The 24305-nt window shown below is 36.7% G+C and carries 26 protein-coding genes and 1 other RNA gene; 9 read left to right on the plus strand and 18 right to left on the minus strand.

Annotation, left to right across the window (positions count from 1 at the left end):
* The first annotated feature begins 128 nt into the window (after positions 1-128).
* The 7 genes from BLP77_RS05720 (at position 129) to sigK (ending at position 6333) form a co-directional block, all read left to right on the plus strand.
* Positions 129-2465 carry a Na+/H+ antiporter subunit A gene (locus BLP77_RS05720; RefSeq protein WP_093856161.1) on the plus strand — a complete coding sequence of 779 codons (2337 nt, stop codon included), beginning with the start codon at positions 129-131 and terminating at the stop codon, positions 2463-2465.
* Positions 2466-2804 (plus strand): Na(+)/H(+) antiporter subunit C, encoded by a 339-nt coding sequence (locus BLP77_RS05725; RefSeq protein WP_093856162.1) that lies wholly within the window; start codon positions 2466-2468, stop codon positions 2802-2804.
* Entirely contained in the window at positions 2797-4284 is a 1488-nt protein-coding gene (locus BLP77_RS05730) for a Na+/H+ antiporter subunit D (protein ID WP_093856163.1), read from the plus strand. Before BLP77_RS05725 ends, BLP77_RS05730 begins: the two co-directional genes overlap by 8 nt.
* A gap of 6 nt (positions 4285-4290) precedes the next feature.
* Positions 4291-4767: a Na+/H+ antiporter subunit E gene (locus BLP77_RS05735; RefSeq protein WP_093856164.1), complete on the plus strand. Its 477-nt coding sequence runs from the start codon at positions 4291-4293 to the stop codon at positions 4765-4767.
* Complete coding sequence (locus BLP77_RS05740) at positions 4767-5072, plus strand: monovalent cation/H+ antiporter complex subunit F (protein WP_093856165.1); 306 nt, start codon at positions 4767-4769, stop codon at positions 5070-5072. The genes BLP77_RS05735 and BLP77_RS05740 overlap by 1 nt, the downstream gene beginning before the upstream one ends.
* Complete coding sequence (mnhG, locus tag BLP77_RS05745) at positions 5053-5394, plus strand: monovalent cation/H(+) antiporter subunit G (RefSeq protein WP_176752973.1); 342 nt, start codon at positions 5053-5055, stop codon at positions 5392-5394. The genes BLP77_RS05740 and mnhG overlap by 20 nt, the downstream gene beginning before the upstream one ends.
* A gap of 219 nt (positions 5395-5613) precedes the next feature.
* Positions 5614-6333 (plus strand): RNA polymerase sporulation sigma factor SigK, encoded by a 720-nt coding sequence (gene sigK, locus BLP77_RS05750; RefSeq protein WP_093856167.1) that lies wholly within the window; start codon positions 5614-5616, stop codon positions 6331-6333.
* Between the two features lie 275 nt (positions 6334-6608).
* Here the strand turns inward: sigK and BLP77_RS05755 are convergent, their stop codons facing one another.
* From BLP77_RS05755 to mltG, 6 genes are all read right to left on the minus strand, one after another.
* The gene (locus BLP77_RS05755; RefSeq protein WP_093856168.1) at positions 6609-7307 is read right to left on the minus strand and encodes a 5'-methylthioadenosine/adenosylhomocysteine nucleosidase; all 699 of its coding nucleotides are present in this window, start codon (positions 7305-7307) and stop codon (positions 6609-6611) included.
* A 15-nt stretch (positions 7308-7322) separates the two neighbouring features.
* The gene (locus BLP77_RS05760) at positions 7323-8024 is read right to left on the minus strand and encodes a YrrS family protein (RefSeq protein WP_093856169.1); all 702 of its coding nucleotides are present in this window, start codon (positions 8022-8024) and stop codon (positions 7323-7325) included.
* A gap of 81 nt (positions 8025-8105) precedes the next feature.
* Positions 8106-8582, minus strand: a complete 477-nt coding sequence (gene greA / locus BLP77_RS05765; protein ID WP_093856170.1) for a transcription elongation factor GreA — start codon at positions 8580-8582, stop codon at positions 8106-8108.
* A gap of 72 nt (positions 8583-8654) precedes the next feature.
* Positions 8655-9284: a uridine kinase gene (udk, locus tag BLP77_RS05770; protein WP_245686814.1), complete on the minus strand. Its 630-nt coding sequence runs from the start codon at positions 9282-9284 to the stop codon at positions 8655-8657.
* 5 nt (positions 9285-9289) lie between these two features.
* Positions 9290-9919: an O-methyltransferase gene (locus BLP77_RS05775; RefSeq protein WP_093856172.1), complete on the minus strand. Its 630-nt coding sequence runs from the start codon at positions 9917-9919 to the stop codon at positions 9290-9292.
* 112 nt (positions 9920-10031) lie between these two features.
* Positions 10032-11153: an endolytic transglycosylase MltG gene (gene mltG / locus BLP77_RS05780; protein ID WP_093856173.1), complete on the minus strand. Its 1122-nt coding sequence runs from the start codon at positions 11151-11153 to the stop codon at positions 10032-10034.
* Between the two features lie 143 nt (positions 11154-11296).
* Between mltG and BLP77_RS15785 the strand changes: the two genes are divergently transcribed.
* Positions 11297-11443, plus strand: a complete 147-nt coding sequence (locus BLP77_RS15785) for a hypothetical protein (RefSeq protein WP_176752974.1) — start codon at positions 11297-11299, stop codon at positions 11441-11443.
* A gap of 32 nt (positions 11444-11475) precedes the next feature.
* Here the strand turns inward: BLP77_RS15785 and BLP77_RS05785 are convergent, their stop codons facing one another.
* From BLP77_RS05785 to BLP77_RS05830, 11 genes are all read right to left on the minus strand, one after another.
* Positions 11476-11760 (minus strand): DUF1292 domain-containing protein, encoded by a 285-nt coding sequence (locus BLP77_RS05785; protein WP_093856174.1) that lies wholly within the window; start codon positions 11758-11760, stop codon positions 11476-11478.
* 10 nt (positions 11761-11770) lie between these two features.
* On the minus strand, positions 11771-12187 hold the full coding sequence (ruvX, locus tag BLP77_RS05790; RefSeq protein WP_093856175.1) for a Holliday junction resolvase RuvX: 417 nt from the start codon (positions 12185-12187) through the stop codon (positions 11771-11773).
* Positions 12188-12189: 2 nt separating this feature from the next.
* On the minus strand, positions 12190-12456 hold the full coding sequence (locus tag BLP77_RS05795) for an IreB family regulatory phosphoprotein (RefSeq protein WP_093856176.1): 267 nt from the start codon (positions 12454-12456) through the stop codon (positions 12190-12192).
* A gap of 45 nt (positions 12457-12501) precedes the next feature.
* Positions 12502-15144, minus strand: coding sequence for an alanine--tRNA ligase (alaS, locus tag BLP77_RS05800; RefSeq protein ID WP_093856177.1), 2643 nt, complete (start codon positions 15142-15144; stop codon positions 12502-12504).
* A 574-nt stretch (positions 15145-15718) separates the two neighbouring features.
* Complete coding sequence (locus BLP77_RS15790; protein WP_176752975.1) at positions 15719-15892, minus strand: hypothetical protein; 174 nt, start codon at positions 15890-15892, stop codon at positions 15719-15721.
* Between the two features lie 114 nt (positions 15893-16006).
* Entirely contained in the window at positions 16007-18292 is a 2286-nt protein-coding gene (recD2, locus tag BLP77_RS05805; protein ID WP_093856178.1) for an SF1B family DNA helicase RecD2, read from the minus strand.
* Between the two features lie 23 nt (positions 18293-18315).
* The gene (locus BLP77_RS05810) at positions 18316-18978 is read right to left on the minus strand and encodes a tetratricopeptide repeat protein (protein ID WP_093856179.1); all 663 of its coding nucleotides are present in this window, start codon (positions 18976-18978) and stop codon (positions 18316-18318) included.
* 87 nt (positions 18979-19065) lie between these two features.
* On the minus strand, positions 19066-20178 hold the full coding sequence (mnmA, locus tag BLP77_RS05815) for a tRNA 2-thiouridine(34) synthase MnmA (RefSeq protein WP_093856180.1): 1113 nt from the start codon (positions 20176-20178) through the stop codon (positions 19066-19068).
* Between the two features lie 12 nt (positions 20179-20190).
* On the minus strand, positions 20191-21345 hold the full coding sequence (locus tag BLP77_RS05820) for a cysteine desulfurase family protein (RefSeq protein ID WP_093856181.1): 1155 nt from the start codon (positions 21343-21345) through the stop codon (positions 20191-20193).
* A 72-nt stretch (positions 21346-21417) separates the two neighbouring features.
* Positions 21418-21837 (minus strand): cysteine metabolism transcriptional regulator CymR, encoded by a 420-nt coding sequence (cymR, locus tag BLP77_RS05825; RefSeq protein ID WP_093856182.1) that lies wholly within the window; start codon positions 21835-21837, stop codon positions 21418-21420.
* Positions 21838-21930: 93 nt separating this feature from the next.
* Entirely contained in the window at positions 21931-23223 is a 1293-nt protein-coding gene (locus BLP77_RS05830; RefSeq protein ID WP_093856183.1) for a replication-associated recombination protein A, read from the minus strand.
* 163 nt (positions 23224-23386) lie between these two features.
* On the opposite strand from BLP77_RS05830, the gene BLP77_RS05835 reads away from it, so the two are divergent.
* Complete coding sequence (locus tag BLP77_RS05835) at positions 23387-24016, plus strand: RsfA family transcriptional regulator (RefSeq protein WP_093856184.1); 630 nt, start codon at positions 23387-23389, stop codon at positions 24014-24016.
* Positions 24017-24081: 65 nt separating this feature from the next.
* Here the strand turns inward: BLP77_RS05835 and ssrS are convergent.
* A non-coding RNA gene (gene ssrS, locus BLP77_RS05840) (6S RNA) lies at positions 24082-24263 on the minus strand.
* Positions 24264-24305: the final 42 nt, after the last annotated feature.

Below are 24305 nucleotides of genomic sequence, written 5' to 3' on the forward strand. Positions count from 1 at the left end.
TTCATTGTGTCAGTTTTTTTATGTAATATTTGTTCAATTCTTTTTCATTTCATTTATTAATAATTATCGTTATAATGTTACTGTATTTACTAGCTTATTTTACATAATGAAAGGAAGGAAACATACATATGGTCTATGCCGTATTTGCACCACTTATCTTTGCAATCATAATCCCTTTCCTGAGTCGTTTAAAACATAAAATACATACGGGATGGCTCATACTCCCTGTACCATTACTTATTTTTGTGTACTTCCTACAATTCGTTGGATCCGATTTTAAAACGTCCATTGCAACGGTCGACTGGATCCCATCTTTAAATATTTCAATCGACTTTTATTTAGATGGACTTAGCTTATTATTTGCATTATTAATAAGTGGTATTGGTGCTTTAGTTGTTTTATATTCGATTTATTATCTTGATAAAGAGGAACAAATTGGGCACTTTTATACATATTTATTTATTTTCATGTCCTCCATGCTAGGTGTTGTTCTTTCAGATAACGTCTTTGTCCTATATACGTTTTGGGAATTCACTTCTTTATCCTCCTTCCTATTAATCGGTTATTGGCATTACCGTGAGAGATCACGTTACGGTGCTTTAAAATCAATGCTGATTACAGTATTCGGTGGATTCAGCTTATTAGGTGGATTAATCTTACTTACAATCGAGACAGGAACAACAAGTATTAGAGGAATGGTTGAACAAGCTGATGTCATTGTTAACAGCCCTTACTTTCTTTTGATTCTAGTTTTCTTATTACTAGGTGCTTTTACTAAATCAGCTCAGTTCCCATTTCATATTTGGTTACCGGATGCAATGGAAGCGCCGACACCTGTAAGTGCTTACTTACATTCAGCAACAATGGTTAAAGCAGGGATTTACTTAATGGCCCGTTTTTCACCCATTTTCTCTGAGGTACCTATTTTCTTCATTCTATTAAGTCTATTTGGATTAATCACATTAGCTTGGGCTTCTTATATGGCCGTAAGACAAACCGACCTTAAAGGTATTCTAGCCTTCTCAACCATTAGTCAACTCGGCATGATTATGGCAATGCTTGGTTTTGGAACATCTTATGCTGTATTTGCAGCAGTCTTTCATATTTTAAACCACGCCACATTTAAAGGCAGTCTTTTTATGATAGCAGGTATCGTGGATCATGAAACGGGTAGTCGAGATATTCGTAAACTTGGTGGTTTAATGACATTTATGCCAATGTCAGCAACTTTAGCGTTATTTGGAACATTCTCAATGGCAGGTGTACCATTACCGTTTCTAAATGGGTTCTATAGTAAGGAAATGTTTTTTGAATCAAGCTTAGGTTTAGGTGGTTATTCTGGTAGCTTCGTTGAAGGTTTAGTAACAGCGATACCGATTATTGCTGTCGTAGGTAGTATTTTTACGTTCATTTATTCCATGTACTTATTTTTTGGAACATTTAGAGGTAAATATAAAGAAAATGAACTGCCTAAAGAACCGCATGAAGCTCCTTTTATGATGCTTGTCCCTCCAATGATACTCGTTATAGGTGTCATTGTGATCGGGTTATTCCCCAACTTCTTTAACCAAGCATTAATAACCCATTCAGCTGATGCTGTATATGGAGCTGACGTTACGAAAGATATAAAATTCTGGCATGGATGGAACAGCAGAGCGTTTCAAATGTCATTAATCGTTGTTGGCGTAGGATTGCTTCTATATTTAACGAAGAAAAAATGGGATTCGATTTACAACTACTTCCCAGGTCGTTTAAATCTGAACCGAGTTTATGATTGGATCGTTGAGAAGATTGAATCGGCTTCCAATAAAATTACTACCTTTTATATGACCGGTTCTTTACGTTTGTATATAACCTTAATTGTGGGCACAATCATTCTTATTACGGCTGGAACTATTCTTTTCACAAATGGAAGTGATTTTGAAATAAGTGATGTGTCATCTATTTCGGCGGCAGAGGTCATTATTTCCATTATAATGGCAGTTGCGGCTATCGGGGCATCGATTGCCAAAAACCGTATTGCAGCCATATTAATTTTAGGGGTCGTCGGATATGGATTATCCCTATTATTCGTTTTATATAGTGCACCAGACTTGGCCCTTACACAGCTAATTGTAGAAACGGTTACTGTTGTCCTATTTTTACTCTGTTTTTATCACTTACCAAACCTTACAAAAGATACAAGCTCGATTGTGTATAAAGGAAGCAATATAGTCGTCTCTATTGCTTACGGTCTACTCATGATGGTGATTGGTATGACAGCATATAATAGTCGCTTTGCAGAAACCATCTCCACATACTTTACGGACAACGCTTATAAATTAGGCGGTGGTGATAACGTCGTAAACGTCATTTTAGTTGATTTTAGGGGTATTGATACCTTGTTTGAAATTGCCGTTCTATTTGGAGCAGCCCTTGCCGTTTTCGGCTTGATCAAACTCCGCCAGGATAAGGGGGCGAAATAAATGGAAATTATCATGATCATATTAGCTTCCATCCTTTTTGCAACAGCAGTTTATAATTTATTACAGAAACAATTTTTAAGAATTATTATCGGTACAGCTCTCCTTTCTCACGGAGCGCATTTGTTTATTTTAACTATGGGTAAATTAAAACGCGGGGCACCACCGGTCTTAGATGAAGGGGTTGCGAATTATGCAGACCCCCTTCCTCAAGCCCTTATATTAACTTCAATTGTTATTAGTTTTGGTGTGACAAGTCTATTATTAGTTCTAGCTTACCGAGCTTATAAACTTAACAAGACGGATAATATGGAAGAATTGAGAGGGGCAGAGAATGAATAACTTAGCAATACTACCGATCATACTACCACTATTAGCAAGTGTTATTGTTGCTTTTATTCCCAAAAAACTGAATATCGTTCGAAAACTATCACAAATCTTTACTGTCGTTTTCCTAATTATCGTCGGATATATTTTTTGGAAGGTATTCGCAAATGGACCTATCACTCTTCAAGGTGGTGGATGGGATGCACCGTTTGGCATAACTTTTATAGCTGACTATCTTTCGATTCTACTTGTTTTAACAACTTATATTATCGCAACTGCAGCTGTTTTCTATGCACCGTACTCACTATCAGATAAACAAGAAATGTTTTACTTTTATACGTTCTTTTTCTTACTCATATCAGGGATTTCTGGTGCATTTTTAACAGGTGATCTATTTAACCTTTTCGTATTCTTTGAAGTGTTACTGATGGCTTCATACGGCCTAATCGTACTCGGTAATGGGAAAGTTCAATTAAGAGAATCATTAAAATATGTTCTTATTAATGTGTTTTCATCTATGCTGTTCGTAACGACGGTGGCCTTTATTTATTCGCTAGTAGGCACGCTTAATATGGCACATATTGCAGAACGAGTTGAAGCTGTTCCTGCTGAACAACAGGGTATTTTGACAGCAGTAGGTATCTTACTTTTCTTTGTATTCGCTGTAAAAGCCGCGATCTTTCCGTTGTATTATTGGCTACCTAACTCATATGTCGTACCAAATCCAGTTGTTTCTGCTTTATTTGGTGCTTTATTAACGAAGGTCGGAATTTATTCCATTTTCCGTGTATACACACTAATTTTTGTTCAAGACACAGGCATAACCCATCAATTATTTATATGGTTGGCCATGTTAACGATGATTTTTGGTGTAATTGGAGCGCTTTCAACGAATAATGTAAAACTAATCATTACATATAACATTATTCCAGCAATTGGTTTTATTTTAATGGGGATTGGGTTATATTCCGAAGAAGGTTTAGCTGGTTCTACTTATTATTTAATTCACGATATGATTATCAAAGCAGCACTTTTCCTTCTCATAGGAGCACTTGTTGTAGCTGCAGGCACGAAGGATCTTTCTAAGATGAGTGGTGTCATTCAACGCTTCCCTCTTCTCGGTTGGCTATTTTTCATTGGATCATTAGTGCTTGCGGGTATTCCACCATTTAGTGGTTTTATTGGCAAGTTGCTACTGTTACAAGGTTCCTTAGGTCAAGGCGAGGTTTTATTAACGATAATTGCTTTATTATCCAGCTTACTTATTTTATTATCGATGATGCGCATATTCGTTCGAGGATTTTGGGGTGAAAAAATGGAAGGTATGACGACTAATCCTCGAAAAGTTCATGCGTTAACCATTCCAGCTGTTTTCTTAATTGCTTTATCGATATTCCTCGGTGTATGTGCGGAGTATGTACTGCCTTATGTTGAGACAATATCAAATTATCTATTAGATCGAACAGAATATATCTCTTCTGTTTTAAAGGGGTAATAATTCATGGCCTTACAAATCATTTTAAATATTCTTATAGCAATTTTATGGATGTTTCTAAAAGAAACATACGATTTTCTCACATTTTTCACAGGTTATTTAATTGGCATGGCGTTACTTTTCTTTTTAAGACGCTTTGTACCTGATTCGTATTATTTGTTACGTTTCTTTAAAGTAATTAGCTTAATTTTGTTATTTATAAAAGAACTCATCCTATCCACTTGGTCAGTGGTTAAAATCGCTTATCAACCTAAATTAAATGTCCAGCCAGGTATTTTTGCTTTACCGACAGAATTAAGGTCGAATTGGGAAATTACCTTATTGGCTAATTTAATCTCATTAACACCTGGTACCCTTTCTGTGGCTGTTTCTGATGATTACACAAAAATTTACATCCATGCCATGGATATGCCAGATGTTGAAGAATCGATTAATGATATTAAAAACACCTTTGAACGAGCCATTATGGAGGTGACACGATAATGCTTGATGAATTTGGGAGTCAGATGTTAAGTATCGTTCTTGTTATATGCTTCATTGGTATTGCTATATCCATTTTTCTACTCGTTATTAGAGCATTTATAGGACCATCCAATGCTGATAGAGCTGTTGCTATTGATACGATAGGTGCTAATATGATGGCCTTTACAGGACTTGCAGCAATCGGGTTGGTTACTGATAAATTAAATGATGTCGTGCTGCTAATTGGTATATTATTATTTATTGGGACCATTGCCACCGCGAAATTTATAGAAAAGGGTGTTATCATTGATCGACATAATCATTAGTATATTATTGCTTTGTGGCACCTTCCTAGCACTTTCAGGTTCAATCGGTATCTTGCGTTTTCCTGATATTTATACACGATTACACGCTGCAACGAAATCAGCTACACTAGGTGTTGCAGGCGTATTATTAGGTGCATTTTTATTTCTTTACATCGAAAACGGTATTATTAGTGGTAAATTACTTTTGGGAATCATTTTTATCCTCATTACAGCGCCAGTTAGTGGTCATATGATTTCAAGAGCCGCCCATAATACAGGCGTTGAATTATGGAAGCACAGTATTCGAGATGAATTAAAAGAAGAAGAAGAAAAAGCAAATTAAGAGAAAAGATTAAGCTGATTCATAAAGTTGAATCAGCTTTTTTATAGTTTAATTACGGGGGTGTCCCTTCTGTGAGGAATCTTAAGTTTGTTCATTTTATCAAAATTAAATAGGCATTTAATCGCTTTTTAGGGTGTACACGCACTTAATCCCCTATAACAACATACATTTTAATATAGGCATTTACCTATAATTTTGTGACGTGGGGTTGGTTTATTAATGTACACTCTAATTAAATTAATCACGGTATTTTTTGAGAACCTTTACTTTTTTGCTTCATACGTCAAGGGTCACGCTTTTCCTCAACCATTAAGTCGAGATGAAGAAAAAGAATATCTACGTCGGTGGGAAAACGGGGATATCGAAGCTAGAAATAAGCTAATCGAACATAACCTCCGTCTCGTCGCTCATATTGCAAAAAAATATGAGAACAACAAAGAAGACCAAGAAGATTTAATTTCTATTGGTACAATTGGATTAATTAAAGGTGTTGAAAGCTTTTCGAGTGAGAGAGGGACGAAACTCGCTACTTACGTCGCACGGTGTATTGATAATGAGATTCTCATGTACTTAAGATCGTCTAAGAAGAGTAATAAGGATATGTCCTTACAGGATCCAATAGGTCAGGATAAGGAAGGGAATGAAATCAGTTTAATTGATATTCTTAAATCTGATCAGCCTGATTTAGTTGAAAAAATCCAGACTTCAATGGAAATCCAAAAGGTGTTCAGCTACATCAATTTGTTAGATGAAAGGGAAAAGGAAGTCATTGTAAAACGCTATGGATTAAATGAAAAAGATGAACTCACCCAACGCGAAATTGCCAAAGAGTTAAACATATCGAGAAGTTATGTGTCTAGAATTGAAAAACGTGCACTCATGAAGATGTTTCATGCTTTCTATCGTGATGAAAAAAATAAAAAAAATCCTGAGACTTAATATCGTAAACATAGGCATTCATCTAACCACTATTAAAAGCCCAGCATAAAATGTAATACGATCATAAACTGGAGTGAGTTAGATGTATATGTATCCCCCTTATTATGACGTTCCATATACTGCTCCAATTCCTTACTATCCGTATCCACCTAAAAATAATGGCATTGCATATAGTATATTAATTGTCGCCTTACTATTGCTCCTAATCCTAGGAAGTTACTATTTTTATAAATAAAGAAGGCTACTTATATTATTTATATAAGTAGCCTTTATGTTTAAGAAGTTAGTTCAAGCATGTTCACAATTAGATTAGCACTATTTTTCGCAGCTTTTTCTAAGTATTGTTCAAACGATACATCTGAATCTCTACCAGCAATATCTGAGAGTGACCGTATAATGATAAACGGTGTGTCGTATTGATAGCTTACTTGGGCAATGGCTGCGGCTTCCATTTCCAAGGCTTTTACTTCAGGTATCCGTTCTAACACGTTTGAAACACGTTTATGATCAGACATAAACGAATCCCCTGTTCCAATCATCCCTTCAACAACTTGAATCGAATCGTCTACTTGTTGAATCGCCTTTTTTGATACCTTAATTAAATCATCATTGGACTGAAAGTGTTTTGGCATCTGCGGGATCTGACCATACTCATAACCAAATGCAGTTGCATCAGCATCATGATGAACAATTTTGTACCCGACAACTATATCACCGACATTTAAATTGGGATCCGTTCCACCAGCTGACCCTGTGTTAATCACAAAATCAGGTTTGAATGTTTCGTGTAAAATAGCTGTTGTTAATGCGGCATTAACCTTCCCAATACCTGATTGCAATAGTACCACTTCTTGATCCGCGATTTTACCTTCATAAAATTTTCGGTTTGCTATGTTGTATTCTTGTTGAACGTCCATTTTAGATAATAGCCATTGAATTTCTTCTTCCATTGCACCGATGATTCCATATTTCATATACTGTTACCTCACTTAATCTTGACTATTCTCTTCTAATTTTTGTTTTCCTAAGTTTTCGTATAATACTTCAGCTCGCTGAGGTTGCCAGCCTTCATTCGTAATCCAACGAAGATAAACTCTATAATATTCCTGATTGGTCGTATCTTCTACGTACCCAATAATTCGATCAGGTACACCTCCACTTTCTAGCCACCAATAGATTAAATTATCTCTTGGAATATCAATAGCTTCGGAAATCGCCATTTCCATTTCTGTTCGGTCCTGTGAACCATCAGAAAATTCAATCGTATGTGGTTCTTCCTGCTCTGTTGGGTAAGGTGCCCATTCACCGTCAATCACCTCTTGAACCTCTTCACTATTCTCAGGTTCAGTCGGTTCTTCTTCATTATTAGTCTCATCTTCATTGGTCTCTTCAGTATCTGTATTGTCATCACTTTGTGGTGATTCATCTTGATCCATATTTTCTTCTTCTTCGTTTAGATCCTCTTCATTGTTTTCATTTGGTGATTCATCTTCATTCGTATTGTCTTGTGATTCTGCATTAGGTGTATCCGTTTGGCCTTGTTCCTCCCCATCATCACCACCAAATACATACATTCCGATTAGGAAAGCAATGAGTAAAATAGCAATCACAATTAATGTATTAATCATTTTTGTATTTTTCCTACGCTTTTGGTAACGATCAGATCTTGATCCAAAAGAATCATAACTCATCGAACTACACCCCTTTTGACCTATATGATTCAATAATAGTATGTCCTACACAACATCGTGTAGGACAAGATATGGAATCAATTACGAAACTTCAACTATTTTTACTTCTATTTCACCACCAGGCGTTTGAACGGAAACCTGTTCACCCACCTTTTTACCTAATAAACTCTGTGCCATAGGCGAGTCATTTGAAATACGACCTTCAAATGGGTCAGCCTCTGCACTACCGACAATTTGATATTCTTCCTCATCACCATCTGGTAACTCAATAAATTTAACATGTTTACCCAATTGTACTATATCAGAACTTTCTTGATTATTTTCAATGATAACAGCGTTACGAATCATTTGTTCAACCTGTGCAACTCGTGATTCCACAAATGCTTGTTCATCCTTAGCCGCATCATACTCAGAGTTCTCGGATAAATCACCGAAACTTCTAGCCACCTTAATACGTTCAACAACTTCAGGTCGACGAACTGTTTTTAATTCCTCTAATTCTTGCTGTAATTTTTCTAGACCTTCTTCCGTCATATAATAGCTTTTTTCTTGAGCCATAATACTAACACTCCTTTGATTATTTCCGTTATCAGTTTTTAAAAGATTAGTTCATCTTGAGTATAATTATGTTTAATGTTGATTAATAATACTTTCAATTTTTGTTGTCAATAAATCCACAGCGACATGATTCTGACCGCCTTCTGGAATAATGACGTCAGCATAACGCTTAGCTGGTTCGACAAATTGAAGATGCATCGGACGAACAACGCTAATATATTGATTTATGACCGATTCTAGTGTTCGACCTCTTTCATTAATATCTCTCATCATTCGTCTGATAATACGAATATCAGCATCGGTATCAACGAAAACCTTGATATCCATCATATTACGTAATCTTTCGTCTTCAAGGACCAAAATTCCTTCTAAAATAATAACTTCTTTTGGTTCGGTGTAAATTGTCTCGTCTGAACGTGTATGCATCTCATAATTATAAACTGGTTTTTCAATTGGTTTTCCGTTTTTTAAGGTTTCTAGATGTTCAACTAATAAATCATTATCAAAAGCAAGTGGATGGTCATAATTCGTTTGTAGTCGTTCTTCAAAAGGCATATGAGATTGATCTTTATAATAAAAATCCTGTTCTATCATTAGAACAGACGTGTTTTTAAAATGATCACAAATAGAACGTGTAACAGTTGTTTTACCAGAACCTGTACCACCCGCTACTCCGATAATGATGGGTTTTTGCTTAACCACGATGTTCACCTCTTTAATGCTATAGCTACGCCATCTCCAGTTGCAACTATAGTTGTCTGGTAATTGGGGTGCTTCATAAGCCATTGATTAAAATAATCGATTTTTTCTCCTAATTTAATTAGGCGTTCACGTTCTTGGACTTCTTTAGAAACATAACCCTTAAATAAAACATTGTCAATAACTATTAAGCCTCCACGGTTTAGATAAGGGTCTATTTTTTCAACATAATGTCGATATTGCCCTTTGGCCGCATCAATAAAAGCAAAATCAAATTGTTCATTCATACTTTCTAAAAAATCATTGGCATCAGCAAATACAATATTAATACGCCTATCTAATCCAGCTAATTTTACATTTTTTTGGGCTTCTTTAAACCGTTCTGAATCCTTTTCAACGGTTGTAATGTTGACATTGGAATCAGCCATCGCCATTTGAATCGCTGAATAGCCAATTGCTGCGCCTATCTCCAAAACATGTTTCGGACGATGTAATCTAATTAATTGCTTTAAAAATTCAATTCCGTCCTTTTCCATAATCGGGATATGGTTCTCCTTAGCATAATTCTCCATCTCGAGAATTAATGGATGATTCTCTTGATATAGTCGACGGATATATTCTTTCGTTTGATCGGTCATGAACGTAACACTCCATCCAATCAGTTAATCTTTAAAACAACTCAGTTATTTTACCATGAAAAAATGGGGGAATGCGAATATTTTACGCATTCCCTCATATTCAATTGCTCAATTATTGCTCTTCTGGTGGACGGTGTTCTTGGATAAGAGCTTGATGTTCCTCATAGGACTCAGCATAATAAACATTTCCATCATACCCGGCAACAAAGTATAAATAATCGTGTTCCTCTGGATAAAGAGCTGCTTGCAAGGCATTTTCATGGAAGTTGGCAATAGGTCCAATCGGAAGCCCCGGGTGTTGATAAGTGTTATACGGAGATTCTACCTCTAAATCTTCATATAACACCCGATCCTTATGCTCGCCTAAAGCGTATAATATAGTTGGATCTGTCTGTAGTGGCATTTCATTATTTAATCGATTATAAAATACCCCTGAAATTTTATTACGATCCATTTCAGTAACAGCCTCTTCCTCAATTAAAGATGCCATCGTTAATACATCATGAACGTTCATATCCTGACTATTTGCAATATCTTGCATGTAAGGAAGAATTCTCTCTCGAGTTTGCTGAAGCATCATTTCAACTACTTGCTCGACGGTAGGATTTTCTTCATAAAACGGATACGTCGCTGGGAATAAATACCCTTCCAACGGGTAACGAATACCTTCTTGTAGAATTCTATCCGATAGTAAATCAGGATATAATGAAATAAGAGAGTTTATATATTCTTCATCATTCATTTTCTCAATGAACTCATCTTCTGTAATTGACGTGGTCTCGCCATAAATGGCCGCCATTTGCTCAATACTTGAACCCTCTGGTATTGTCACAGTAAATAACGGATCAACTAAAATTTTACCTGTTTTTAATGACTCAATTATTTCATCTAATGTCATGCTTTTAGACAGTTTATATTCGCCTGCTTGAAATCCTGTCTCATTTTTAAACTTAATATAATACTTAAAAATGGTACTATCATTTATAATGTTTTTCTCCTCAAGTGTTTGTCCAATTAAATCGACACTTGAACCAAGTGGTATTTCAACCTCAATAATGGTGTTGTCGTTAGGATCGACAGGACTTAAGCCCTCACTTATGTATGTATAAGCATTGTAAGCCGTAATACCAACGATAAGCGTTAATATAGACAAAACAACAATAATAATCTTACGAGCCGTACTGGCCTCTTTAATACGTTGTGATTTATAATTTGAATGTTCATTGGAAGACATCCGAATTTCCCCCTTCCACTCCCGTAATATTATAAATTATTTTCTATCATTTTTCTATCTTTTTCTTCAGGCACGATAGAGTATTTATTATGAGTGAGTGGATAAAATAAATCTTACATTCTTATTTTGAGAGGAGTATCGTCATGAAGGAAGAAGAAAAATTAAATGAAGAAGCTGCCTTAAATAACAATTTGGATGATTCTACCTTAAAATTAAATGAAGAGATTACTGAACACCATCAAAAACCTAAAATACCTGAGCGCAAGAAGCCCAAAAGGACTGATAAATAAAAGAGGTGCCAAGTGCACCTCTTTTTAACTAATTACTCCTCATCCTGTTCAGTAAATGTATTGAGCATTTCTTCGATCATGTCCCATTCTTCATCTGAATCAATTTGATAAAGGGTTAAATCATCTTCATTATTTTCATTTTCTTCAAATCTGAATGCAAAGACTTCTTGTTCTTCTTCTTCAGCCTGTTCTGCCGGTACCGCAACTAAATAAGATTTTTGAGTTTCATCAACATCAAAGGTGAAGAGAATATCAAATAGATGTTCCTCACCATTTTCATCTGGAATAATAATACGTTCTTTTTCATCCAATTCAATTACCTCCTAATTAATGACCGGCATCTAAATAACTTTGTAAAATCATCACAGCCGCCATTTTATCGATGACCTTTTTCCTTTTTTTACGACTCATATCCGCTTCTAATAAAACACGTTCAGCAGCCATCGTCGTCAGCCGTTCATCCCATAGCACAACTGGTAATTCATACTCATGTTCCATATGGCTCGCAAATTCACGGGAAGAATTGGCCCGTTCACCTTCTGTACCATTCATGTTTTTTGGGAGACCGACAACAATTTTACTAATGTCATGCTCACCTATAATTTCTTTTAACCTGGGAAGAGCTGTACGATAATCCGATTCATCCCATTTTATTGTTTCGATGCCTTGAGCAGTGAAATGTAACGCATCGGAGACAGCAACACCAATTGTTTTCTCTCCGACATCTAAACCTAATATTTTCATTATTAAGCCTCTTTATTCGATTTCAAATAATATTTGACTACTTCCTCGATGATTTCGTCTCTCTCGACTTTTCGAATTAAATGCCGTGCATCGTTATGACGAGGGATGTAAGCGGGATCACCCGAAAGTAAATATCCCACAATTTGGTTGATTGGATTGTACCCTTTCTCTTCTAATGATTGATACACTGAATGTAATATTTCGTTTACTTTTTGTTCTTGTGAGTCGTCGTTGAACTGAAACTTCATGGTGTGATCATTCGACATCATCTTTCATACCCCCTCGTTTCACTTCTATTCCTATTATAAACTTAATTAGGATGAAGTTAAAACAGTTTGTACATATTCTTTTGCAGCTTCTATTGCTTGATCGATGTTCTCTGGTTGTTTACCTCCAGCTTGAGCCATGTCTGGTCGGCCTCCTCCGCCGCCTCCGCAGCGCGTTGCAGCCTCTTTAATTAAGTTTCCTGCGTGTAATCCTTTGTCGATTAAATCTTTTGTAACGCCTGAAGCTAATTGTACTTTTCCATCCTTCTCCATGGCTAGTAAAATCACAACAGAATCTAATTGTTGTTTTAACTCATCAACCATATTCCTTAAAGCGTTCATATCCGTTACGTTGACTTTGGATGCTAATAATGAAACGCCATTAACTGTTTCAACTTGTTCTGTCATATTAGCCGATTCAAAGTTAGCAATTTTAGCGGTTAACGATTCATTTTCACGTTCAAGCTGCTTCATCTCATCATATAGTGACTCAATTCGACTTGGAATTTGTTCCGGCTTCGTTTTTAATAGAGATGCCGCTTCTTGGAGTAAATTTTCACGTGATTCATAATATTGGTATGCACCATGACCTGTTCGTGCTTCAATACGACGCGTGCCTGCTCCAATACCGGATTCAGCTACAATTTTAAATAAACCGATTTCAGCGGTGTTATTCACATGACAGCCTCCGCAAAGCTCAATACTGTAATCTCCAATCGAGACAACACGGACAACATCACCATATTTTTCACCGAATAAAGCCATCGCCCCCATTTCTTTAGCCTCAGCCAGTGTATGATGATTAGCTGCAACATCAATTGAATCCCATACTTTTTGATTGACAATCTCTTCAATTTTCTGTAGTTCCTCTTGGCTTACAGCACTGAAGTGAGAAAAGTCAAAGCGTAGTCGATCTGGTGCAACAAGAGATCCTGCCTGATTAACATGTTCACCTAGAACATCTTTTAAAGCCTGATGTAGTAGGTGTGTCGCAGTATGATTTTTCACAATTTGTTTTCTAAAATGGCGGAAAACTGATGCTTTGACAGCTTGCTGCGGATAAATAGAACCATCTTCAACCTCAATCTGGTGGAGATTTTGGCCGTTAGGGGCCTTTTGAACATCGACAATATGTGCGCGGCCCGTTTCCGTTTCTATGACGCCTTTATCAGCAATCTGTCCACCACTTTCAGCATAAAACGGCGTTTCTTTCAAAGTAACATATCCTATATCACCCGAGTTTAATTCTTCTACTAATTTTTGATCAGCAACTAATACTTCAGTTGTTGTTTCAGTATATAATTGATCATAGCCAATAAAAAGACTATCGTGATGGATATTTTGGAAAACTTCACTTTGAACTTGCATTGAATCAACTTTTTGACGAGCATCCCGGGCACGTTCTCGTTGCTTACTCATTTCCGCTTCAAAGCCAGCCTCATCAATGGTAAAACCTTCTGCCTGAACATATTCTTCCGTTAATTCTTTAGGAAAGCCGTACGTATCATATAATGTGAATACTTCATGACCGGGGAATACCTGACTGCCTTTTTGCTTTTCCTGATTCATCACTTTTTCTAGAATCGTAAGTCCTTCTTGTAATGTTTCATGGAAGCGTTCTTCTTCTGTTTTAATAACATTTTGGATGAAATCCTTTTTATCTTGAACCTCTGTATAAAAATCATTCATAATCTCAGCAACTTGATCGACCAATCGATACAAAAAGGGTTCATTGATATTAAGTTCTTTCGCAAAGCGTACCGCTCGTCTAAGTAAGCGACGTAAAACATATCCTCTTCCCTCATTCGATGGAAGGGCACCATCACCAATCGCAAATGATACCGTTCTAACATGATCGGCAATCACCTTAAAGGCTGTATCTTTATCTTGATTTTCACCATATGTTTTACCACTAATCTCTTCGGTTTGTTTAATAATAGGCATAAACAAATCAGTCTCAAAATTAGTAGGTGTATCTTGAATGACTGAAAGCATTCGTTCTAATCCCATACCAGTATCTATGTTTTTCTTTGGTAACGGTGTATAAGTATCATCTGGGTTATGGTTAAATTGTGAAAAGACTAAATTCCATATTTCTAAGTACCGTTCGTTTTCACCACCTGGATATAATTCTGGGTCATTCGGGTCATTACCATAAGCTTCTCCGCGATCATAGAAAATCTCCGTATTTGGACCACTCGGACCTTCCCCTATATCCCAGAAGTTCTCTTCAATCCGAATTATTCGCTCTTCAGGTACACCAACCTGGTCTCGCCAAATTTGATAGGCTTCTTCGTCCTCTGGGTGAACCGTAACAGATAATTTTTCAGGATCAAATCCGATCCATTGTTCACTCGTTAAAAACTCCCACGCCCATTCAATCGCTTTTTCTTTAAAATAATCACCGATTGAAAAGTTCCCTAGCATTTCAAAAAATGTATGGTGGCGTGCAGTGAAGCCAACATTTTCAATGTCATTCGTTCGAATCGATTTTTGTGCGTTTACGATTCGTGGATTATCTGGAATGACACGGCCATCAAAATATTTCTTTAGTGTTGCCACACCACTATTAATCCATAGCAAGGTTGGATCATCTTGTGGGACAAGTGATTGGCTAGGTTCTATTGCGTGGCCTTTTTCTTTAAAAAAGTCTAAAAACATTTGTCTAACTTCAGCCGATTTGAGCGTCATTCTTTGGGCCTCCTTTAATTAAATAAATTGTAACAAATATAAAAAACGCCCCTACATCATATGTGTAGGGACGATGGATCCGCGGTACCACCCTAATTATAAGCGACTCGTTGCTTATCTGCTCGCAACACCGTAACGTGGTGTATGACGGCGGGTATTAACCACACTCCAGAATAGCTTCAATGACCCTTCACCTAGTATTTCTCTCAGCTAATGAAATACCTCTCTTAGAAATGGACTGTCATCTACTCATTTCCTTCTTCGATTTCAAATCATTTATCTGCCGTTATTATATTTAACGAAAGTGTGTCTGTCAAATAAATTATGTAACACTGATTTCTCCATCATAAAAGAAATCAGCATCACAGCTAAAAAAATCGCCTTCTAAATCTTTTCCTCATTTTTCGAATTCTCTTCATCAAACCGTTTTTTCTAAACGCTCTATTTCTTCTTTTTATCCTGATCATTCGATATCCACTCCGAGTCTAACGCTGTATGATGTAGCTTTAGCCTATCCGTTTTATAGTGATTGATTTAAGTGACATACCCTGACCAAGTATGGGTAACGACAACCTTACCTACCGTCAAAAAACAGATCATCTAATGAAGAGAGCGAACCGTCTTCTTCAATTTCTCGAACATGTAATTGGCCATCTATATATGCCATCTCTAAAAAACAACTCCAGCAATAGTATTCCTGTTCGCCAATTCTTCCCACTTCAGCAGATTGACAATTTGGACATTTCATCGGGCATACTCCTTTAATCACCTTTTCATTCTAAAACAACATAGAAAGAGAAAATTGTTTGTCCTAAGGTTACCCGATTTAATTCGGTCCTATACGCCTATATGTGACAATTGACTACATGAAATCGTAAGGTGATAATTCTTTCTCTTCTTCACCTTCATCCGTCATCTGCTCGACTAAAAACATACTTTGTAGGCGTTCGACTAATGTTGTATTACGCTCATAAGCATTCTCTTTTTGAACCCCTTCAATAAATGCTTCATAATTGCCACAAATAATTAATGACGTTTTACTTCGTGTAATGGCTGTATAAAGCAGTTTTTTAACTAACATCCGTTTAAAGGCTCGGACAACTGGAAGTATCACAATCGGAAATTCACTTCCTTGGGATTTATGAATAGAAATCGCATATGCTAGCATAATCTGATTAAAATCCTGTTTCGTATACGAAACTTGTAAGCCTTCAAAGTCAATAATGAGCTCATCTTTTTTACTCTCTGATTCATTTGGTTTTTTAATCGCTATTATTTCGCCTATATCACCGTTATAAACATTTTTATCGGGTTGATTAACAAGTTGAATGACTTTATCACCGGTTCTTAAAATATGGTCAAAATGCTGAATTTGACGCTTTTGTTCATGATATGGATTAAAGATTTCCTGTAAAGTTCGATTAAGCTTGTGAATCCCAACCTCAGTCTTATACATAGGTGCTAAGACTTGTATATCCTTCATCTTATATCCTTTATTTAAGGCATGCTGGACAATCTGCTCCACGGTTGGAAGCGTAATTTCTTGACTAGAGGTAATAAAATTAAAATCACTCGATTTCGATAATGGCATATTAATAATGTCATTATTTTTGATGTGATGAGCTAATTTGATAATGAACGAATCTTCTTTTTGACGATAGATTTCCGATAAATGACTCGTTGGAATTCGCTGGGCTGTTAATAAATCGGATAATACTTGTCCAGGTCCAACCGATGGAAGCTGATCTTCATCACCAACGAAAACGATTTTCATATTAGACGGAATGGCTTTTAATAAGGAATTGGCTAACCAAACATCTACCATGGAAAACTCATCAACAATGATCAGTTCTCCCTCTAATTGATTACCCTGATTATATTCGAATTCATCCTCACCGGACCACCCCAATAAACTATGAATGGTCTTAGCTTTAAGTCCTGTCGCCTCAGATAAGCGTTTTGCAGCTCGACCAGTCGGTGCAGCTAAAATATAATCGGAATCATGTTTTCCCATTTTGCTCGAACGAACTAAAGCATCGTAGCAGTGAATAATTCCTTTTACGACCGTTGTTTTACCTGTACCTGGACCACCCGTTAAAATCAAAACCTTTTCATTCAAGGCCTTTTTAATGGCTTCAAATTGTTCTTCGCCATAGGAAAAGCCTTCAGATTCCTCGATTTCTCCAATGATTTTTAATAATTCACTCTCTTCAAAGGTGTCATCTTCCTCAACATCCATTAATCGTTTAATTTGCGAGGCGATTCCTTCTTCAGAGAAATAGAGATGTGGCAGGTAAACACGTCTGTCTTCTTTTACAATGAGGTTATCGTCCTCTAATGATTGTAAATGATTTTGCAAATCATCCTCGGAAATGACGTGCTGCCGCTGGTATAGTAGTTTACTAACCTTATTTAATAGCCAATCCTCATCAACATAGACATGACCATTCGTCGATTCTTGCTCTAGCACGTGTAAAATACCTGCTTCTATTCGGTTAGGATGATCTTTTTCAATCCCCATCTCTTGTGCGATTTCATCTGCTCGCTGAAATCCAAATCCTTCTATTTCAAACACAAACGCATATGGGTTTTCATTCAATTGTTGGATTGTTCTCTCTTGGAAAACTTCATATAATTTCTGAGCGAGCTGTAATCCGACACCATATTTAGCTAGTTCAACCGTCACTTGATCAAAGCCTTGATGCATTCGTAAGTCACCGATTAAACGCTTTTTCGTTTCTGCATTCAACCCTGGAACACGTTCCAGAACCGATTCGTCTCTTAATATTTGATCAACGGCTTGAATACCAAGTGTATCGACAATTTTTTGGGCCGTTTTTTGACCAATCCCATAAAATAAATCACTGGCAAAATACTTAACTAAACTATCCTCTGTTTTAGGTAAAGATTTCTCATATGTAAAAACCTGATACTGATCACCAAATTTCGGATGGGTTTTCATCGTGCCATAAAACGTATATTCATTTCCATGAGTTAATGGTGGAAAATGACCTTTGACAACAAGTTCATCCTCATCGAGTTCTTCGTTGGACTCAATAATGGAGACCGAAGCGATGGAAAACTGTTCCTCTTCTTTATGAAAAATCATATGGTTTAACTTTGCTTTGACAAATCCTTTTTCTGTCATATCAATTTCGGCCTCCTTTATTGTTATTGATTATGAAGTAGCTCTTCAACTTGTTTTTTTCCATTTCCAGCGAGAAGGTGATCGGGTTGAATGTCTAATGCACGATCAAAATGCTTTAATGCTTCATGAGGCTGTTCTTTATAAAGAAACGTCACTCCTAAATTATAATGGGCATCGCTATGATTTTCATCTAGTGATAATACGTGATTAAATTGTTTAAAAGCTTCTTCAATTAGATTAGCATAGGCTAGAGATAACCCATATTGAAATTGGATTTCGACATCATCTGAATCCAATTCACTCGCTCGTTGCAAATAGGGAAGAGCTAGTTTTGGCTGTTCTTGATTCATTAATGACATTCCAAGCATTAAATATACATCCGCTTCATCTAATCCTTCCTTGATGGCCTTTTGATACTGCTGTGTTGCTTCAGCGTAATCTTCTTGTTCAAAATAAACATTTCCTAAACCGTAATGTGCTGTTGGCAATGATTCGTCTAAGGATAAGGCTTTATTAAAGAAACGTGTAGCACGATCAAATTCTTTTATATGAATGAGAAGATTTCCGAAGTTAATATAACCAACCGGGTCTTCGGGATTTTCTTCGACGAATTGATTGAACTTAGCTGCTGCTTCGTCTAGTTTATTTTGTTTCATCGCTTCTAGTCCTTGTTGTATTAAATCCATTGTATAACCCCTTCCACTTAGCTAGTTTTATATTAAGGTAAAAAGCAGAAAAAGTCACCACATGGTCATGTGCTGACTTTTCTGTGTTTAAGCTAAATGTTTGACCGTTTTCTCATTCTTATACACCCGCTCGATCGTACCTCCACCTAAGCACACTTCGTCATCGTAAAATACAACGGCCTGACCTGGTGTGATGGCACGTTGCTCTTCATCAAACTGAACCAGTAGAGTCCCATCCTCTTGTGGATAAACAGTTACAGGGCAGTCGGTTTGACGGTAACGGAATTTAGCCGTGCAAGTAAACGGTTGTGAAAAATCTTGATCAACTAACCAATTTACTTCATTTGCTTCTAAACCATCGGCATAGAGCGCGTCTTGGTTATATCCCTGACCAACGTATAATACGTTATCATCTAAATTTTTTCCAACAACAAACCAAGGCTCACCAGAACCGCCGATGCCTAGACCTTGTCGTTGCCCAATCGTATAGTACATTAAGCCATCATGTTGGCCTTTTACCTCACCATTTAGCGTTCTCATCTCACCAGGCTGAGCTGGTAAGTATTCACTTAGAAATTCTTTAAAGTTACGTTCACCAATAAAACAAATGCCTGTACTATCTTTTTTAGTTGCCGTCGCTAATTCATGTTCTTTCGCAATTTCTCTAACTTCTTTTTTATCCATTCCACCTAATGGGAACATTATTTTTGGCAGAATTTCCTTCGGTATTTGATTCAAGAAATACGTTTGGTCTTTATTCGCATCAACACCACGTAAAAGCTCCGCATGACCATCTTTTTCTCGAACTTGTGCATAATGTCCTGTCGCTAAATAATCAGCACCGAGAGACATCGCATGGTCTAAAAAGGCTTTGAACTTAATTTCTTTATTACACATCACATCCGGGTTTGGTGTACGACCGGCTTTATATTCATCTAGAAAATAGGTAAACACTTTATCCCAATATTGCTTTTCAAAATTAACCGCATAATAAGGGATGTCTAATTGATTACATACACGAACGACATCCTCGTAATCTTTTGTTGCCGTACAGACTCCAAATTCATCTGTATCATCCCAGTTTTTCATAAAGATTCCGACAACATCAAAGCCTTGTTGCTTTAGGAGTAACGCTGTAACCGATGAGTCTACGCCTCCTGACATTCCAACAACAACTCGTGTATTTGCATTGTCACTCATATTTTCACCACCTTAAACATTTGATGCTAAGCGGTTCACAATCGATTGAATCCGTTCAGCTACTTGTTCCATATCTTCTATATTATTATCTTTTCCGAAACTAAACCTTATAGAATTACGTAATCTTTCACTATCCTCACCATACATCGCTTTTATAACGTGAGATGGATCAATGGACCCCGCAGTACAAGCTGAACCTGAAGATACAGCCACGCCTGAAAGGTCCAGATTCGTTAAGAACATTTCCACATCCATTCCTGAAAAACTTAGGTTTAAGATATTTGGAACGTGATGTTCTGAATCAAGTTCACCATTTACGTTATAATCAACCTCTCGTTCATCTAAAGTCTGTAATAAACGTTCCGATAACTGTTGGTAATGCTCATTGCGGCCATTGCGTTCTTCCATTAAGAGTTCAACAGCTTTTTTAAACCCTTCAATAGCGAGTGTGTTCTCAGTCCCTGAACGCCAAGTACGCTCTTGTTCTCCACCATATAATCGCTGAACTAAATTAACGCCATCTCGTTTATATAAAAAGCCAATCCCTTTTGGGCCGTAAATTTTGTGAGAGGACACAGTCAATAGATCGATTCTTAATTGTTCCACGTCAATTTCTTCAATACCATATGCTTGTACGGCATCGGTATGAAATGTAATGTTTCGTTTTCCAAGCATGTTACCGATCATTTGAATCGGTTGTTTCATTCCCGTTTCATTATTGGCAAACATGATGGTTACAAGGATTGTATCTTTACGTAAAGCATTTTTCAAATCCATAATATCAATGATGCCATTTTCATCAACAGGTAAATACGTTACGTCAAATCCTTCTTTTTCTAACTGTTCACATGGATGCAGAACAGCATGGTGTTCGATTTGTGTTGTAATGATATGTTTACCCTTATCTTGATTTGCATAGGCTGTACCAAAAATAGCTAAATTATTGGCTTCAGTTCCACCACTCGTAAAGATAATCGATTCGTAATTAGTATTGATACTTTTGGCCATGGTAGCTCTTGCTTCGTCTAATCTTTTTCGACTTTCACGACCAAAATGATGGATGCTTGAAGGGTTACCAAAGCTTTCTTCCATAGCTTCCCTCATCGTCTGTTTAACGGACGGATGAATCGGTGTCGTCGCCGCATGATCTAAATAAATGCGTTTCATCTCATCACCTTCTTTTAAATATAGGCTCATTTGTAAAGATTCGCAAATGAATAACTCAGCTTTAAAATTTATCTAAATATAAAACATATTCTCTTCTTGATAGTTTGTGTCATGATATTCAATTAAATCCTGTAGAGTTGTTTGTTCTAATACATCCTTTACAGCATCACGAATTCTTTTCCATAGTTCACGTTTTGAAGGCTCTTCATCGTCCATTTCTTCTACTGGGCGAATGGGTCCTTCTAATGTCTTGATAATATCGGCAGAGGTAATTAATCTAGGTTCACGTGTTAATAAGTAACCACCTTTTGCTCCACGTACACTTTTGACTAAACCAGCGTTACGCAAAGGAGCGATTAATTGCTCTAAATAATGTTCAGATAAGTCGTATTCGTTTGCGATTGACTTTAATGGTAACGGTTGATTGCCATAATTTTTAGCTAAAGCGATCATAATCGTCAATCCGTAACGACCTTTTGTCGAGATCTTCAACTTATAGGACCTCCTTAAACGTTCCTATCTATATTTTGAATTAAAACCATGTGACATTATAGCATGAAGAACCTTAAGATGCACAGGTATGAGCTACGATTGCTTTTTACGACTTTCTTGTCTTAAATGGTCTAATTTTTCATAAACATTTTTATAACGCTTTTCCTCTCCTAATTCCTTAGGTTGATAATAATTCATATTTCTAATAGATTCAGGTAAATACTCTTGATAAACCCAACTGTTCGGATAATTATGTGGATATTTATATTCTAATCCATGGCCTAACTCTTTGGCACCTTGATAGTGTGCATCCTTTAAGTGAACCGGAATATCACCGGTAACACCTTTTTGCACATGTTTAATCGCCTTATCCAATGCTTTGTAAGCGGTATTGGATTTTGGTGATAAACTTAATTCAACTGCTACGACTGATAAGGGGATTCGACCTTCAGGAAGCCCTAATCGTTCAACTGATTGAATCGCTGGTAGAACTCGGGCGCACAACTGAGGGTTCGCTAATCCGATATCCTCATAAGCAATCACTAAAAGCCTTCTAGAAATGGCTTCTAAATCACCACCCTCTAGTAAACGAGCTAGATAATACAAGGCGGCATCTGCATCACTACCGCGTATACTCTTTTGCAGTCCAGATAAAAGATTATAATAAATATCACCTTTATTATCATGTGAGAAGCCTTTATTTCGAATACAATACTGTACTGTTTCCTTTGTAACTTGAATTCCGTCTTCGGTTTCATCAGAAGCATAAACAATATCCTCAAGCAGAGATAAAGCGGTACGTCCATCACCAGTCGTATCCGAAATTAACTCAATAAGTGAATCATCAATATGAACATTTAATGATCCTAACCCTTTTTCTTGATCAGACAAAGCCCGATTTAATAACTCGATAATCGCTTCCTTTGTTAAAGGTTTCAACTGTTTAATTTGACCGCATCTCGAACGAATCGCATGGTTAACACTATGAAATGGGTTTTCAGTTGTCGCACCAATTAAGGTAATCACACCTTGTTCTAGAGCCTTAAGAAGAGAATCCTGTTGACTTTTATTAAAGCGATGAATCTCATCAATGAATAAGATTGCATCTCCTGTCATTCTTGCTTCATTAATAATATTCTCAACATCTTTTTTACCTGCTGTTGTCGCATTAATGGCATAAAACTCTTTGTTAGTTGAACCTGATATGGCAAATGCTAATGATGTTTTGCCAGTACCCGGTTCACCATAAAGGAGCATTGAAGGAACATGTCCTTTTTGAATCATTTTATATAATGGCGTATCAACGCCCACAATCTCATCTTGTCCGACAACTTCTTCTATCCTTTCTGGTCGCATTCGATAGGCTAAAGGTTCAGTATGAAACATGTATAAAACTCCTTCTTTCGCTCAATACTCTATAGTATCTATTTTACTATATTAAAAAGCAAATTGGCGAATAGTAGTATTTGCGAATTTGCATGTATATAATTTTAAAATCTTGCACATGATAGAAATAGAAAACTATCATTTGAAAAAGGAGATGAAAATCGTGGTAAAAGTTCGACAAGACGCTTGGTCTCATGAAGACGATTTATTATTAGCAGAAACCGTATTACGTCATATCCGAGAAGGAAGTACGCAGTTAACCGCATTTGAAGAAGTCGGCGATCAATTAAACCGTACAGCGGCAGCATGTGGTTTTCGCTGGAATGCAGAAGTTCGTAGAAACTATGAAAAAGCGATAGATTTAGCCAAGAGACAGCGTAAACAATTAAAGCAAGCTGAAAAACATAAATTAAAAGGACAATCAAAATTACAGACTGTTAATCAGAATCAAACACAACCAAAACCGCAGACTCAGTCAAGTGGAGAACACACAACACTAGATTCAATTATTGCGCAATTACAAGAACTGAAATCTAATGAACAACGTGTTACCTCTGAAGAGTTAGTCCAATTAAAAAAAGAAAATGAAAGGTTAAAAGAGGAAAAAGCTCAATTAGAAAGCAAAATTGATAAATTAAATCAAGATTATCAATACTTACAAGAGGATTACCAAACTTTCATTCAGATCATGGATCGTGCCCGAAAAATGGTTGTCCTTGATGAAGATCAATCACTATCCTCACCAGCCTTTCAGATGGAGAAAAATGGGAATTTGCGACAAATCGCAAAATAAATGGTATTAATAAAGGCTATTTGCACTAATCATGCAAATAGCCTTTTTTCCGTTTAAAATATGTATACAATCCCAATCGTGCCGTCCATCTGGTTATAGTTTTGAACCCGCTCCCGGCAGGTGGGTGTCCTGTTCCATACTTTGTAAGTCCTCAATGAGGCATTTACGCCATATGAAAACACCAGACTCCCTTTTCTATAAGTGTTCGGTCAAAACATGTGAAGATAGACGAACACATTAGGATTGTTTTGTGCTCAATTAATTGTGTAATTGAATAATAGCACATCAA

The organism is Tenuibacillus multivorans (assembly GCF_900103915.1).
In the GTDB taxonomy this organism is placed as follows: Bacteria; Bacillota; Bacilli; order Bacillales; family Alkalibacillaceae; genus Tenuibacillus; species Tenuibacillus multivorans.

Bases quoted from the DNA above. Each gene is read 5' to 3' on its own strand.
- BLP77_RS05720 (WP_093856161.1), top strand. From the start codon at position 129: ATGGTCTATGCCGTATTTGCACCACTTATCTTTGCAATCATAATCCCT.
- BLP77_RS05725 (WP_093856162.1), top strand. From the start codon at position 2,466: ATGGAAATTATCATGATCATATTAGCTTCCATCCTTTTTGCAACAGCA.
- BLP77_RS05730 (WP_093856163.1), top strand. From the start codon at position 2,797: ATGAATAACTTAGCAATACTACCGATCATACTACCACTATTAGCAAGT.
- BLP77_RS05735 (WP_093856164.1), top strand. From the start codon at position 4,291: ATGGCCTTACAAATCATTTTAAATATTCTTATAGCAATTTTATGGATG.
- BLP77_RS05740 (WP_093856165.1), top strand. From the start codon at position 4,767: ATGCTTGATGAATTTGGGAGTCAGATGTTAAGTATCGTTCTTGTTATA.
- sigK (WP_093856167.1), top strand. From the start codon at position 5,614: ATGTACACTCTAATTAAATTAATCACGGTATTTTTTGAGAACCTTTAC.
- BLP77_RS05755 (WP_093856168.1), bottom strand. From the start codon at position 7,307: ATGAAATATGGAATCATCGGTGCAATGGAAGAAGAAATTCAATGGCTA.
- BLP77_RS05760 (WP_093856169.1), bottom strand. From the start codon at position 8,024: ATGAGTTATGATTCTTTTGGATCAAGATCTGATCGTTACCAAAAGCGT.
- greA (WP_093856170.1), bottom strand. From the start codon at position 8,582: ATGGCTCAAGAAAAAAGCTATTATATGACGGAAGAAGGTCTAGAAAAA.
- BLP77_RS05775 (WP_093856172.1), bottom strand. From the start codon at position 9,919: ATGACCGATCAAACGAAAGAATATATCCGTCGACTATATCAAGAGAAT.
- mltG (WP_093856173.1), bottom strand. From the start codon at position 11,153: ATGTCTTCCAATGAACATTCAAATTATAAATCACAACGTATTAAAGAG.
- BLP77_RS15785 (WP_176752974.1), top strand. From the start codon at position 11,297: ATGAAGGAAGAAGAAAAATTAAATGAAGAAGCTGCCTTAAATAACAAT.
- ruvX (WP_093856175.1), bottom strand. From the start codon at position 12,187: ATGAAAATATTAGGTTTAGATGTCGGAGAGAAAACAATTGGTGTTGCT.
- BLP77_RS05795 (WP_093856176.1), bottom strand. From the start codon at position 12,456: ATGATGTCGAATGATCACACCATGAAGTTTCAGTTCAACGACGACTCA.
- alaS (WP_093856177.1), bottom strand. From the start codon at position 15,144: ATGACGCTCAAATCGGCTGAAGTTAGACAAATGTTTTTAGACTTTTTT.
- BLP77_RS15790 (WP_176752975.1), bottom strand. From the start codon at position 15,892: ATGAAATGTCCAAATTGTCAATCTGCTGAAGTGGGAAGAATTGGCGAA.
- recD2 (WP_093856178.1), bottom strand. From the start codon at position 18,292: ATGACAGAAAAAGGATTTGTCAAAGCAAAGTTAAACCATATGATTTTT.
- BLP77_RS05810 (WP_093856179.1), bottom strand. From the start codon at position 18,978: ATGGATTTAATACAACAAGGACTAGAAGCGATGAAACAAAATAAACTA.
- mnmA (WP_093856180.1), bottom strand. From the start codon at position 20,178: ATGAGTGACAATGCAAATACACGAGTTGTTGTTGGAATGTCAGGAGGC.
- BLP77_RS05820 (WP_093856181.1), bottom strand. From the start codon at position 21,345: ATGAAACGCATTTATTTAGATCATGCGGCGACGACACCGATTCATCCG.
- BLP77_RS05830 (WP_093856183.1), bottom strand. From the start codon at position 23,223: ATGTTTCATACTGAACCTTTAGCCTATCGAATGCGACCAGAAAGGATA.